Raw genomic sequence first — 13,057 nt, forward strand, 5'->3', positions numbered from 1 at the left:
TTATTAGCTGTTTTTTTTTTATAATAAAGCGTTGAAAGTAGCTATCATCATGCTATAACTGGAACAATGAGTTCAATAGAACTTCCATTTTCGTTATCAGACACGATGTAAATTTCTCCATGCATACTGTGAATTCTGGCTTTGATTCTATTAATTCCAAATCCTTCGATGCTTGAACTGTTTTCATTAAATCCTTTTCCGTTATCTTTTACAAGGATATGTAGTTGATTGTTAATTAATGCTACATGTAGTTTTGCATGAGAAGCCTTGCTATGTTTTAGGATGTTGTTGAGCAACTCAGATACAATAAAGTACAGTTTCATTTCAAAGGCCTCTTCAAATCTAGTGGACATCTCTAAGTCGTGTATGAATTCAAATTGAATTTGGGAATTCGAATTTTTTTCACACAAATCATCTAAAGCATACATCAACCCAAAACGGACCAAAAGCGCTGGCATCAGTTCATGTGATAAGTCGCGAACTTTATGATGAGCTTCTTCAAGGATGTATTTTGTTTTTAGGATTTCATCGGATTGTTCTTCATTCTTACTTGAAAAAACGTTGATATGCATCCCTGCAGACGAAAGTAAAGCACTGATGTTATCATGAAGAAATGCAGCTATTTTTCTGCGCTCTGATTCTTGTCCATCGATAGTGGCATTAATTAAATTCTGTTGGTTTTGGTTTTGTAATTCTTTGAGTTTGTTTTTTTGCTTTAGTTTTTCATTTATGGCTAAAAAATAAAAAATGATGAGTATTAAAATCGAAAGTGTTACAATGACTAATACTATTTTTTTATTACGTGATTGCTCCTCCTTCCAAATAGTTTCTTTGTTTTTATAGGTCACGGCAATTTTGTCAATCTCTCTTTTGTACTCATCTAATTCTAAATTAATTCCGGCTAAATTGGCTTTTTTTATTTTCTCTTCTGAATTAATTTCTTCAGTGAGTTGATTGTATTTTTCTAAGTTTCGATAAGCTTCTTGGTGTTTGCCAATTTGGTTTAAAAATCGAGAATATTCTAAATATGTATATGAAAGGTCTGATTTTTCTTGGTTTTCAATCCCAGTTTTTATGGCTTTTGTGAAGTGGGTAGTCGCTTTTTCAGGTTGTTTTTTAAACTTGAAATACATTCCATTCAACATGTGTAGTACTGTACTTAAAGCAGGGTCACCATATTTTTTAAAATGAGTGTTCACAAACGCCAAATATCTATATCCTTCCTTGTATTTTTCAATATCAAAAAAAGCCCAAGTTATATTGATTTTGGTAAAAACCATTTTTACAGTATCTTTAGTTAGAGTACTATAACCAAGGGATTTGTTATAATGATACACCCCTTTTTTAAAGTTTTTTTTATCAAAAAAATAAATATTACCAAGATTATTGTGTAGGAAGTTTTTTAGCTCGGTTTCTTTGGTTCTATTTGCAAAAAAAAGCCCCTTATTGTAATAAAAAAGAGCTTTTTCATATTCTAATAAACCATCAAAGTTTCCTCCAATGATGTTGTAAATTTGAGCAATTACAGCATCATCTCTTAATAGTATAGCGTGGCGTAAGGCAGTTCGAGCTTGGATTAATGATTTTTCATACAACTCATTATGCATGTTATTGACAGCTTCTCGGGATAAAGATTGAATTTCATGTCGAGAAAGTTTTTTTTCTTGAGCATGACTAAAAGATAGAGTTAACAACCACAAAAAGAGTAGCGCAAAAAGAGAGGAAAGAGGTTGTTTTAAAAATTTCATTGGCAGTTTTGATTCACAAAAAAATAAAAAAATTAAGCTTCAATGAGTTGATTTTTAAGCGCATATTTCACAATACTGATCGTGTTTTTGGCTTTTATTTTTTTCATAATATTCTTGCGGTGTGTCTCGACAGTATTGGTACTGATGTATAAGCGCTCGCTTATTTCTTTGCCACTGTATTCTAAAGAAATTAAAATCATAATCTCAAGTTCGCGTTCTGTTAATGTTACGTCGAGTCCAAGAGGTAAAGGTTTTATTTTAGGATTGTTTTTGGTAGCGGTATTGAAAATTTTGTTTTGAACACTTTTACAAAAATATTCTTGCCCCGAATGAATTATGTTAATGGCGTCAATAATGCTCTCGCAGGCGCATTCTTTGGTGAGATAGCCACTAGCTCCAAGTTTCATTACTTCTTTTACAATTTTTAAATCGTCATAGCTGGATAAAATAATGACCTTGCATGGAAAACCTTTTTTTGCAAATTCCTTTAAAACTTGTATCCCATCTTTTTCAGGCATGCTGATGTCAAGGACAAGAATATCGGTATTGTTTTGAGTCACTTCCTCAAAAATGTGAGTTCCGTTCAGGGATGTTCCTACAATAGAAAAGCCAGGTATGGTGTTTAAAAGCGCTCTAATTCCGTCAATTAGAATTTGATGATCATCGGCTAAATGAATATTTATATTTTGCATAGTATAGATCTTGAACCTTTCAAATATATTCTTTTTTTAAAGATAATCTAAGATTTTTTCTGCAAAAATAAAAAAACCCGATTTATAAAAATCGGGTTTTCCTCGCACAAATAAACTAAGTTTATAGGTTTATCTCAATCTGTCCACAGATTTTACAAGATCTTCATCCTTCTTGATGGCTTTGTTAGCTAGAACTAACAACACGATAGCCAAGACAGGTACAAACATCCCAATACCTTTCTCAGAAACCAATGGGGTTTCTCCAGATAAATTTAGTGAACGATATACAAATAATCCTAATAAAATTAAATTTAATATCATATTCAATCTGCCTATTACAAATTGATTTTGTCTCTTTTTAAATGAAAAAATGCTTACCAAAGATAGGGTAGTACTCAATCCTAGAAGAGCTACATAAACTGGGTTTTGCATGAAATAATAGTCTTTATTATCTGCAGTAATCCATAACGGAAAAATGTAGGGCAAAACCAAGGTAGCCAAAAAGGCTAAAAATAAGTAGATCGATTGAATGCGTTGTATCATTGTTAGTAATATTCTAACGCAAAAATATATTTTCTTTTTTAGAAATACTATTGTATGATTGAATTTTATTCGTATTATTGCATCATAAATCCGTAAGCACTTCATTTTGCGGTTGATTCAAGAAAAAAATCCTTTCTTTTTCTTCACACAAAATTCCATATTACAATAATTTAATAAAACTTTCATGTTTGATATTGCTGCATTAAAAGAATTGAAGCTTTCTGAGCTTCAAGAAATTGCTAAAAAAGCAAAAACAATAAAATTTAATGGTGTCAAAAAAGAAACTTTAATAGGTTTGATTTTAGAATATCAAAACGCAGCAGTCACTACTATACCTACTAAAGAAACGGTACAAGACAAAGCAGAGGTAGAAAAACATAAGAAAGAAAGAGTACGTATTCTTCCGTCAAAAAAAGAGAAATTAGTTGTCAATAGTAGCGAAGCAACTCTTCAGGAGACAGTAATTGAAGAAAACGTCCTGAATAGAGAGGTTCAAAATCCTTTGCCCGCAGCACCAGAAGCGAAAGTGGATCAACCCAAAGAAGGTAAAGTTCCTGTTGCCAAAATTAACAAAACAGTGAAGTTTAATAAGGCTGCATATGAACAAAAGATGGCGCTTCAGCGTGAAAAAGAGGCAGCTAAATTAGAAAAACCAGCTACAAACGGAGATGCAGATACAATTACTACTAATGCGAAAGAGGTAGTAGCAGTTGACTCAACAGATGCTCCTGAAAAACCGCAGCTGATTAAGAAGATTAATCCAAATCAACTTAAGAAACAAAATCAGAATTCAAATCCAAATGCTAATCAGAATCCCAACGCAAATACTAATCAGAATGGGAATGCAGCAGGAAATCAAAACCCTAATTTTAAAAATAAGAAGAACAATTTTAAAGATGCTGATTTTGAATTTGATGGCATTATAGAAAGTGAAGGTGTATTGGAGATGATGCCTGATGGATATGGCTTTTTGCGTTCCTCGGATTATAATTACTTGGCTTCACCAGATGATATTTATTTGTCTACTTCGCAAATACGCTTATTTGGTTTAAAAACAGGCGATACTGTAAAAGGAGTGGTGCGTCCTCCAAAAGAAGGCGAAAAATATTTTCCTTTAGTACGCGTACTCAAGATAAACGGTCACGATCCACAAGTAGTAAGAGATCGCGTTTCATTTGAACATTTGACTCCTGTTTTTCCTTCTGAAAAATTTAAATTAGCCGAAAAACAATCTACGATCTCTACTCGAATTATGGATTTGTTTTCGCCTATCGGAAAAGGTCAACGTGGTATGGTCGTGGCGCAGCCAAAAACGGGTAAAACCATGTTATTGAAAGATATCGCCAATGCAATTGCTGCCAATCACCCAGAAGTTTATTTGATTGTTTTATTGATCGATGAGCGTCCAGAAGAAGTTACTGATATGCAACGAAGCGTTAGAGGCGAGGTTATTGCCTCTACTTTTGATAGAGAACCACAAGAGCATGTGAAAATTGCCAACATCGTTTTGGAAAAAGCAAAACGTTTGGTAGAATGTGGGCATGATGTGGTGATTCTTTTGGATTCCATTACACGTTTAGCTAGAGCGTACAATACAGTACAACCCGCGTCAGGAAAAGTGTTAAGTGGAGGGGTTGATGCCAATGCGTTGCAAAAGCCAAAACGTTTCTTTGGAGCTGCAAGAAATGTAGAAAACGGCGGTTCGTTGAGTATTATTGCTACAGCTTTGACCGAAACGGGTTCTAAAATGGATGAAGTTATCTTTGAAGAATTCAAAGGAACTGGAAATATGGAATTACAATTGGATCGAAAAATTGCTAACAAACGAATCTTCCCTGCAATTGATTTGACCTCTTCTAGTACACGTCGTGACGATTTGTTATTGGATCAAAATACCTTACACCGCATGTGGATCATGAGGAAATACCTTTCGGATATGAACCCAATTGAAGCGATGGATTTTATCAATGATCGTTTTAAGAAAACACGAAATAACGAAGAGTTTTTAATATCTATGAATGATTAAAATCTCTGATTCCGATTATACAACAAAAAATCCTCAACTGAGGATTTTTTTGTTTTAGATTGATTTACTTTTTGAGATGAAAGCCCATTAAAATTAGAGCAAAAATCGCATAATTGATCATATCTTGGTAATTGGCATCAATGCCTTCAGAGACTAATGTTTTTCCTTTGTTGTCTTCTATTTGTTTTACTCTGAGTAGTTTTTGAAGAATTAAATCGGTAAGTGAACTCACACGCATTTCTCGCCAAGCCTCTCCATAATCATGATTTTTGGCTTCCATCAAAGCTTTGGTCGTGTTGATTTTTTCATCGTACCAATGTATTGCTGTGCTTACATCCAAATCAGGTTGTTCTACTACACCTAATTCTAATTGGATCAATGCCATGATTGAATAATTGATGATCCCGATAAATTCGCCAGTTTCATCTTCGTCTACTTTACGAACTTCATTTTCTTGTAAACTTCGGATGCGTTGTGCTTTGATGAAAATTTGATCGGTTAACGATGGTAATCGCAAAATACGCCATGCACTCCCGTAATCTTTCATTTTATTACTAAATAATTGACGACAAATGGCGATAACCGCATCATATTCCTGTGAAGTATTCTTCATTATTGGTGTATATTTGTATTCTATTGGCTCCAAAAATAAAACAATTTTTTAAACAAATACCAAGTTATTATTAGAATCACAAAAACTATGACAATTAACTGTAATGGACAATTAATCGATTTATCAAGCCCTAAAGTAATGGGGATTTTAAATGTTACTCCTGATTCATTTTTTGATGGTGGGCGTTTTATTAGCGAAAAGTTAGTGCTACAGCGTGTTGAAAAAATGCTTGAAGAAGGAGCTACATTTATTGATGTTGGTGGTTATTCTAGTAAACCTGATGCTACATTTGTAACTTCACAAGAAGAAAAAGCTAGAGTACTTCCAATAATTACTGCAATTGTACAACATTTCCCTGAAGCTATAGTGTCAATAGATACCTTTAGAAGTGATGTGGCGCAATTGTGTTTGGATCAAGGGGCAGCTTTAGTGAATGATATTGCAGCAGGAATGTTAGATCCTTTAATGCTTAAAATTGTTGCGAATTACAAAGTACCTTATATCATGATGCATATGAAGGGAACGCCTCAAAATATGACTACTTTAACCACTTACGAGGATGTTACTAAAGAGGTGCTTCACTATTTTTCTGAACGAGTGGCTGTTGCTAGAAGTTTAGGGATTTCGGATATTATTGTGGATCCTGGTTTCGGATTTGCAAAAACGATAGATCAAAATTATGAACTTTTAAGTCATTTAGACCATTTTAGGATATTGGATTTGCCAGTTTTAGCAGGTGTTTCAAGGAAGTCAATGATTTATAAAACTTTAGGTGTTTCACCTGATGAAGCCTTAAATGGTACTACGGTACTCCATACAATCGCTTTGCAAAAAGGAGCGGCTATTCTGAGGGTTCACGATGTTAATGAGGCGGTTGAAGTGATCAAATTGTGTCAAAAAATAACTGTAAAGTAAAAAGGTATGAGGTGTTTTTTATTGTGTTGTATTTGTTGTTTTGTTTTGTCCTGTGAAGGAAAAAAAGAAGTTCAGTTAGTGAAATCTAATGTAACGATCGAAGCTGAAATTGGAGAACACTCTCCTGTTTATATTTTTTTTAAAAAAGATAAAAAGGATACAATTGCTGATTTGAATCGCGCCAATACGATTAGCTCAACCCATTGGGTTTTTACTATTGACAAGCGATTACCTTTGCGTTTAGTGCTACCACAAATAATAAAAATGCAAGCTAAGAAAGAAGGCAGTATGCATAAAAATGAAACATCACAAAACTATTTTTCTTATGCTGATAGCATTCATAAAAACTTAGCGTTTATGCCTTTTTCTACCATTAGTTATAAACTAGAACAACCCAAACAGCAAGGTGTTTTTTTTATAGACAAAAATAATCGAATTGTATTTGATGGTATGGAAGTTAAACGAGAGGAAGTCGAAGATGTTTTACAAGAATTTGTAGCAAACAATCGTCAAAGTATTGTGTTTTGCTTTTCGAAAGATTGCAGTTTTGAGCGCTATATTCAAAATAAAATTTACCTTCGAAATGTGAATGCCTACAAACAGTTTTTTTTAGATAAAGCCAATACAGAGTATATTTATTAATTGAATTATTTATTTTTCTAGCCGAATTAACGATGTTTGCGTAAGCTAGAATTGATACCTTAAGACAAATAAGCATAAAAAAAAACTTCGCTCAGTAGAACGAAGTTTTTTTTATTTTCATAAGTTGGTGAGTTGTTTAAATAATTACTCTTCCATAGTGTGATAAACATTCATCACATCGTCATCTTCTTCTAGTTTTTCAATTAGTTTTTCAACATCGGCCATTTCAGCTTCAGATAATTTTTTGGTAATTTGTGGAATTCTTTCGAAACCTGAGGATAAGATTTCCATGTTTCTATTTTCCAATTCTTTCTGAATGGTTCCAAAACTACTAAATGGAGCATAAATCAAAATACCATCTTCGTCTTCAAAAACTTCTTCGGCACCAAAATCAATTAATTCTAATTCTAATTCTTCAGCGTCAATTCCTTCCTTTGGAATTCTGAAGTTACAAGTGTGATCGAACATAAATTCTACAGAACCTTGTGTTCCAAATGTGCCATTGCATTTGTTAAAATAACTTCTAACATTGGCTACCGTTCTATTGTTGTTATCTGTAGCTGTTTCAATCAACAGTGCAATACCGTGTGGTGCATAACCTTCAAAAAGCACTTCTTTGTAGTTAGCTGTATCTTTATCAGTTGCTTTTTTAATAGCACGCTCTACATTGTCTTTGGGCATGTTAGCCGCTTTGGCATTTTGAATAACGGCTCTTAAACGAGAATTAGCCTCAGGATTTGGGCCTCCTTCTTTAACAGCCATTACAATATCTTTACCAATTCTGGTAAATGCTTTGGCCATTGCAGACCAACGTTTCATTTTTCTACCTTTTCGGAATTCAAAAGCTCTTCCCATTTCTATACAATTTTTGAAATGCAAAAATACAGTTATTCCTTATTTTACCAAATTGATTTTAGATTCTTTTAGTAGAAGTTTGGCATGGAGTGCCTTATTTTAGATTCAAATAATCGTTGATAATCGCAATGGCTTCATTTAGGTAATGATTGTGTTGTAACGCTTTGATTTGATTTTCGTTATTAGGTCTTTCTGAAAAATAAACATTTAACAGCGATTCATTGAATTTAGAATTTTTGACATTTAAATGGACACTTTCGTCTTTGTATTCGTTTAATTCTTTCCAAAGATTGGTAACAGCTAGCTGATCATTAACGATAGCAACAATTTCCATTGGAATCACTGTTTTTGGATTTTTAACTAAATCATTAATTTTATTGTTAAAACTAATAATGGTTGAAAAGTAATCACTAGCGTTGGTTCTTTTGACGCTGTTTTTTTCTAATTGTGTAATGAGCTTGTTTTTTACATAAGGTGTAAAACTAATCGAATTAGGAAGAATGTCATTTTTGAAGGCATTAGGTTGATCGCTTTCTTTAGAGAATACCGTTTCAAAAAGAACCGGTAGTTTTACATTAGGAATGACACCTATACCTTGATGACTTTTGCCTGTTATTCTATAAAATTTGTTTATGGTTACTTTTACAAAATCTTCTTGTTCATTTTCGAGTGGTAGAATGGTTTGCATGGTAGCTTTACCTTGCGTATTACTACCAATTACCATTGCTCTATTGTAATCTTGCAAAATAGTGGCAAAAAATTCACTTGCAGAGGCACTATTTCCATTGACTAAAATGATAACAGGCCCTTTATATAAATAACCACGATAAGGATCTTGGATAATTTGCTGTTTTTTCGTGTTGTCTACAACAATACTTATTGGCCCATGATGTATGAATAAGCCAGCCATTTTTATAGCTTCTTCCATAGATCCACCACCGTTATCGATAAGATCAATGACTAATCCTTCGATATCGTCGTTTTGTAATTTGACGATTTCAGTGGCAACATCTTCAGCGCAACCACTATTGTTTTTGTTGTCAAAATCAGAATAAAAACTAGGTATTTTGATATAACCAATTTTACGTTTATCTTCAATTACGAAACTATATACTGTGTTTTGTTCGTCCTTAATTACTTGTTTTTCTAGGGTAACCTGAAATGTTTTTTCGCCTTTTCGTTTGATCCAGAGCGTAACTATTTTATTGGAGTCAGAAGCAATTAATGTCCCAATTTCCTCTAAGGAGGCACATGTAACTTTTAATGTTTCTTTTTGATTAGAAATGGCTATAATTTGGTCTCCTTTTTTGAGTAGTCCATTTTTGAAAGCAGGTCCATTGGAATCAATTTCTTCAATAAGAATTTGATTCTTTTCGTTTAAGGTTACTAAAAAGCCAAGTGACAATCGCTCTTTTGATAATGACGCTACAAAGTTAGATTTGTTATTTACATTAAAATAATTGGTATGTGGATCAAAATAGGTACAAAAAAGACCGTATATTTTTTGATCCATCGTGTTGAGATTCTTGAGTTGAGTATTGATTTTGCAATTTTCATTTTCAAGGACCAATTTTTTTTGTGCAAAAATCATCGTTTGAAAATTACTTTGAATAGAATCTAAGTTATTACTATTGTAGGCGATGTCATTAAGTATTTCGTATCGAATTTTTTTTCGCCAAATTTTTTCCATCGTTGACGGAGTCATGTATACAGGAAAGGCTTTTTTATACAAACGAATGGTGTCTTTTATCGAAAAATCAAGAGTATCATTGTCCAATCGTTTTAAAAGAACTAAGTTTCTTTGTAATGCTTTTTGATATGTTTTTGTAAAAGTTGAGATGAATTGGCACTCGTTCTTTAGCATTAAATTGTCTAACTCTAATCTGTAATTTTGTGCTAAGGAATCATATTCAGATTTAAAAAAAATGTTTCTTGCAGGGTCCAGTTGATTGATTAATTGATCAAAAATAAAAACCGATAGACTATCATCTATCGGTTTAGGTTGCACGTGTTCTTTTTGAACTAACGCATTAATTTTGGAAAGAATTTTACATGAAGTGTCATTACTTTGAGCAAAAATAGGGGCGCTCATTACTAGAAACCCCAGTAAAATTTTTTTCATAATTGATTATTTTTTATAAAAAGGAAGTTTGACCACTTTGGCAGGTACGTCATTCTTTCTAATTCGAATAAAGATATCGCTATCAACAGCGCTATTGTTGGTAGTAACATACCCAAGACCAATCCCTTTGTTCATAGACGGTGACATGGTGCCTGACGTTACAATACCGATCACGGCTCCTGTACCATCAACAATTTCGTAATCGTGTCTCGGTACCGCGCGCTCTTGCATTTCAAAAGCAATTAGTTTTTTGGTTACACCTGATTCTTTTTGTTTTTTTAAATTTTCAGCATTTGTAAAGTCTTTGGTGAATTTGGTAATCCATCCTAAACCAGCTTCTAAAGGTGAAGTAGTGTCGTTGATGTCATTACCGTACAAACAAAATCCCATTTCTAGACGTAAGGTGTCTCTTGCAGCTAATCCGATAGGTTTAATACCATAGGCGGCTCCAGCCTCAAAAACTTGGTTCCAAATCGCTTCAACTTGGTCGTTTTTACAATAAATTTCGAAACCACCTGAACCGGTGTATCCTGTTGCAGAAACAATGACATCAGAAAATCCTGCAAAGTCTGTTACTGCAAAATGATAGTAGTTTATAGAAGATAAATCCATTGAAGCAAGTGTTTGCATGGCTTCAACAGCTTTTGGTCCTTGAATGGCCAATAATGAATAATCATCTGAATGATTTTCCATAACAACGCCTAAATCGTTATGAGAGCTAATCCAATTCCAATCTTTTTCAATATTGGAAGCATTGACTACCAAAAGGTATTTTTCTTCTTCCATTTTGTAAATGATCAAATCATCTACAATTCCTCCCTCATTATTGGGTAGGCAAGAATATTGTGCTTTTCCGATAGTTAAAGTGGAAGCATCGTTTGAAGTCACTTTTTGAATCAAAGCTAAAGCATTAGGACCCGAAAGAAAAAATTCTCCCATGTGAGAAACATCAAAAACGCCTACTGCGTTACGTACGGTTTCATGTTCAATATTCACTCCTTCATAAAGAATGGGCATATTGTATCCTGCAAATGGAAGCATTTTGGCTCCTAAATTCTCGTGTATATGCGTAAGCGCTGTGTTTTTCATTTTTATTTTGGTATAAAATTTAGTGGCGCTAATTTATTCAATTTATTTTGTGTAACAAAGAATACTAACACGATATTCTTTTGCGGTTGTAGCGTGTGTTTTTTAACAAAATGATGATTTTATGGAAACTCGTTGAGATTATGAAAAAATCTTATGTAAAACCGAATCATATTATGATAATTTTCTATTTCAATATTTTCATCAAAACCATGTACTTTTTCTAAATCGGCATTGGTAAATCGAAGAGGAATATATCTTAAAATATTTTTACAAGTACGGTTAAAATGTCTTGAATCAGTAGATCCAATAACTAAAATTGGCGCTACAATTGCTTCTGGAAACAACTCTAAACTAGTTTTTGAAAGGGCTTTATATCCTATAGATTTTTTTTTGGCAATTGGCGAAGCATTATAAGTATTGCCTTTTAAAGCTACCTTAACTTTTGGATTTTTAATAACTCTGTTTAAATAAGGAACGATATCTTGTACAGAATCACCTGGGATTAATCTAAAATTAATTGTTGCTGAGGCCTTGTGTGGCAATACATTTTCGGATTGTCCTGAAGTGAAAATGGTCGTTGCAGCCGTTGTCCTTATAAAAGCATTGGTTGAATATTTTTTAGACAACTCTTTTTTTATTAATCCACTAAATAGCCAACTGTTTTTAAATACAATTCTTTGTGTAAAACTCATTTCTGAGGCTATTTCGTCAAATAATTTTTTTGCTAAACCATGGTAATGCGCCTTGAAAGGTTTGTTTTCAATATTGGCAACCGCTTGACTCAATATTCCGATAGCGGTATGTTTTGAAGGCATAGAGGAATGTCCACTTTCTTGATCTACTGTTATTTCTGCCGTTGCATATCCCTTTTCGGCTATGCCAATAAATGATATTGGCTTGCTGATCTCAGGAATAATATCCAAACCAACTCCAGGACCTTCATCTAAAATTAATTCAAATTCAATTTTGTTTTTAATAAAATATTCAGCAATCTCTTTAGCGCCATTTCCGTCAGCTTCTTCATCATCACCAAAAGCAAAGTAGGTTGTTCGTAAGGGTTGGTATTTGTTTTTTAAGGCGTATTCGGTTGCCTCGAATATTGCAATTAATGAAGATTTGTCATCAAGTGTGCCGCGCCCATAAATGTAACCATCTTTAATTTCGCCCCCAAATGGTGGAAACTGCCATTTACTATTTTGCTGTTTGGCAGGTACCACATCTTGATGAGCCATAAATAAATTTGGCATTAGCTTCGTATTGCTTCCTTCCCATTTTAATAAAATAGAATTGGAATTAACTGGTATTTCTTTTAAATTGGCAAAAACTAAGGGATAACTAGTTTTTAAAAAAGCTTTAAACTTTTTAAATTCTTTGGCATAAAAAAAAAGAGAATCTGGTTTTGAAAGGGTTTCAAATTGAATAGCCTTCACTAAATGTTGTGTGGCTGAATCGCTTATCACTATGTTTTCGTAGGGTAGCGTTTTTTTTTTCTTCTTTCTTAGAAATTGAGCTTGTACAGAAAAAGTGAATAATAAGAGAAAGAAATAGTAAAAGAATTTCATTTTTTTTTCTAGATTTTAGGTAAAGAAAAGTTGCCAATGTAAAAAGCTAATATAGTTAATAAAATGTTAAACAGGTTATTGTGAGTAGCCTTTTTTTTGACAGCTAATAGTTTGTAGATTCTTAAAAACTAAAACTGTATGATAAAACATCAAAACATCTTGTTTGGATAAATTGTTGGTAATAATCGTCTTTTGTCTTGAGGATTTAATACGAAATATTTTGGCACTTGTAATAGTCTCAACAAGTAAT

Annotated in this window: 11 protein-coding genes; 3 read left to right on the forward strand and 8 right to left on the reverse strand. The window is 33.1% G+C overall.

The genetic code is table 11. The features are described from left to right. Nucleotides 1-47: 47 nt before the first annotated feature. From BXU11_RS12560 to BXU11_RS12570, 3 genes are all read right to left on the reverse strand, one after another. Entirely contained in the window at nucleotides 48-1,748 is a 1,701-nt protein-coding gene (locus BXU11_RS12560) for an ATP-binding protein (protein ID WP_078212769.1), read from the reverse strand. Nucleotides 1,749-1,780: 32 nt separating this feature from the next. Continuing rightward, nucleotides 1,781-2,440 carry a response regulator transcription factor gene (locus BXU11_RS12565; protein WP_024982135.1) on the reverse strand — a complete coding sequence of 220 codons (660 nt, stop codon included), beginning with the start codon at nucleotides 2,438-2,440 and terminating at the stop codon, nucleotides 1,781-1,783. Between the two features lie 129 nt (nucleotides 2,441-2,569). Beyond that, on the reverse strand, nucleotides 2,570-2,983 hold the full coding sequence (locus BXU11_RS12570; protein WP_078212770.1) for a DUF4293 family protein: 414 nt from the start codon (nucleotides 2,981-2,983) through the stop codon (nucleotides 2,570-2,572). Between the two features lie 184 nt (nucleotides 2,984-3,167). Here BXU11_RS12570 and rho point away from each other — a divergent pair, with 184 nt between their 5' ends. Further along, nucleotides 3,168-5,009: a transcription termination factor Rho gene (rho, locus tag BXU11_RS12575; protein ID WP_078212771.1), complete on the forward strand. Its 1,842-nt coding sequence runs from the start codon at nucleotides 3,168-3,170 to the stop codon at nucleotides 5,007-5,009. Nucleotides 5,010-5,073: 64 nt separating this feature from the next. On the opposite strand, the gene BXU11_RS12580 is transcribed toward rho, so the two are convergent. Then, the gene (locus tag BXU11_RS12580; RefSeq protein ID WP_078212772.1) at nucleotides 5,074-5,622 is read right to left on the reverse strand and encodes a DUF1599 domain-containing protein; all 549 of its coding nucleotides are present in this window, start codon (nucleotides 5,620-5,622) and stop codon (nucleotides 5,074-5,076) included. A gap of 87 nt (nucleotides 5,623-5,709) precedes the next feature. Between BXU11_RS12580 and folP the strand changes: the two genes are divergently transcribed. After that, entirely contained in the window at nucleotides 5,710-6,537 is an 828-nt protein-coding gene (gene folP / locus BXU11_RS12585; protein WP_078212773.1) for a dihydropteroate synthase, read from the forward strand. A gap of 78 nt (nucleotides 6,538-6,615) precedes the next feature. Beyond that, nucleotides 6,616-7,179, forward strand: coding sequence for a hypothetical protein (locus tag BXU11_RS12590; protein ID WP_223253733.1), 564 nt, complete (start codon nucleotides 6,616-6,618; stop codon nucleotides 7,177-7,179). A 144-nt stretch (nucleotides 7,180-7,323) separates the two neighbouring features. Here BXU11_RS12590 and BXU11_RS12595 read toward each other — a convergent pair whose 3' ends face one another. From BXU11_RS12595 to BXU11_RS12610, 4 genes are all read right to left on the reverse strand, one after another. Continuing rightward, entirely contained in the window at nucleotides 7,324-8,034 is a 711-nt protein-coding gene (locus tag BXU11_RS12595) for a YebC/PmpR family DNA-binding transcriptional regulator (protein WP_024982129.1), read from the reverse strand. Between the two features lie 94 nt (nucleotides 8,035-8,128). Further along, nucleotides 8,129-10,156, reverse strand: a complete 2,028-nt coding sequence (locus BXU11_RS12600; protein ID WP_078212775.1) for a S41 family peptidase — start codon at nucleotides 10,154-10,156, stop codon at nucleotides 8,129-8,131. 6 nt (nucleotides 10,157-10,162) lie between these two features. Continuing rightward, nucleotides 10,163-11,245 (reverse strand): glycine cleavage system aminomethyltransferase GcvT, encoded by a 1,083-nt coding sequence (gcvT, locus tag BXU11_RS12605; protein WP_078212776.1) that lies wholly within the window; start codon nucleotides 11,243-11,245, stop codon nucleotides 10,163-10,165. 119 nt (nucleotides 11,246-11,364) lie between these two features. After that, nucleotides 11,365-12,807 (reverse strand): M20/M25/M40 family metallo-hydrolase, encoded by a 1,443-nt coding sequence (locus BXU11_RS12610; RefSeq protein ID WP_078212777.1) that lies wholly within the window; start codon nucleotides 12,805-12,807, stop codon nucleotides 11,365-11,367. Nucleotides 12,808-13,057: the final 250 nt, after the last annotated feature.

The organism is Flavobacterium sp. LM5 (assembly GCF_002017945.1).
Lineage (GTDB): Bacteria > Bacteroidota > Bacteroidia > Flavobacteriales > Flavobacteriaceae > Flavobacterium > Flavobacterium succinicans.

Excerpts from the sequence above, each read along its gene's own strand:
- BXU11_RS12560 (WP_078212769.1), bottom strand. The coding sequence starts at position 1,748 with ATGAAATTTTTAAAACAACCTCTTTCCTCTCTTTTTGCGCTACTCTTT.
- BXU11_RS12565 (WP_024982135.1), bottom strand. The coding sequence starts at position 2,440 with ATGCAAAATATAAATATTCATTTAGCCGATGATCATCAAATTCTAATT.
- BXU11_RS12570 (WP_078212770.1), bottom strand. The coding sequence starts at position 2,983 with ATGATACAACGCATTCAATCGATCTACTTATTTTTAGCCTTTTTGGCT.
- rho (WP_078212771.1), top strand. The coding sequence starts at position 3,168 with ATGTTTGATATTGCTGCATTAAAAGAATTGAAGCTTTCTGAGCTTCAA.
- BXU11_RS12580 (WP_078212772.1), bottom strand. The coding sequence starts at position 5,622 with ATGAAGAATACTTCACAGGAATATGATGCGGTTATCGCCATTTGTCGT.
- folP (WP_078212773.1), top strand. The coding sequence starts at position 5,710 with ATGACAATTAACTGTAATGGACAATTAATCGATTTATCAAGCCCTAAA.
- BXU11_RS12595 (WP_024982129.1), bottom strand. The coding sequence starts at position 8,034 with ATGGGAAGAGCTTTTGAATTCCGAAAAGGTAGAAAAATGAAACGTTGG.
- BXU11_RS12600 (WP_078212775.1), bottom strand. The coding sequence starts at position 10,156 with ATGAAAAAAATTTTACTGGGGTTTCTAGTAATGAGCGCCCCTATTTTT.
- gcvT (WP_078212776.1), bottom strand. The coding sequence starts at position 11,245 with ATGAAAAACACAGCGCTTACGCATATACACGAGAATTTAGGAGCCAAA.
- BXU11_RS12610 (WP_078212777.1), bottom strand. The coding sequence starts at position 12,807 with ATGAAATTCTTTTACTATTTCTTTCTCTTATTATTCACTTTTTCTGTA.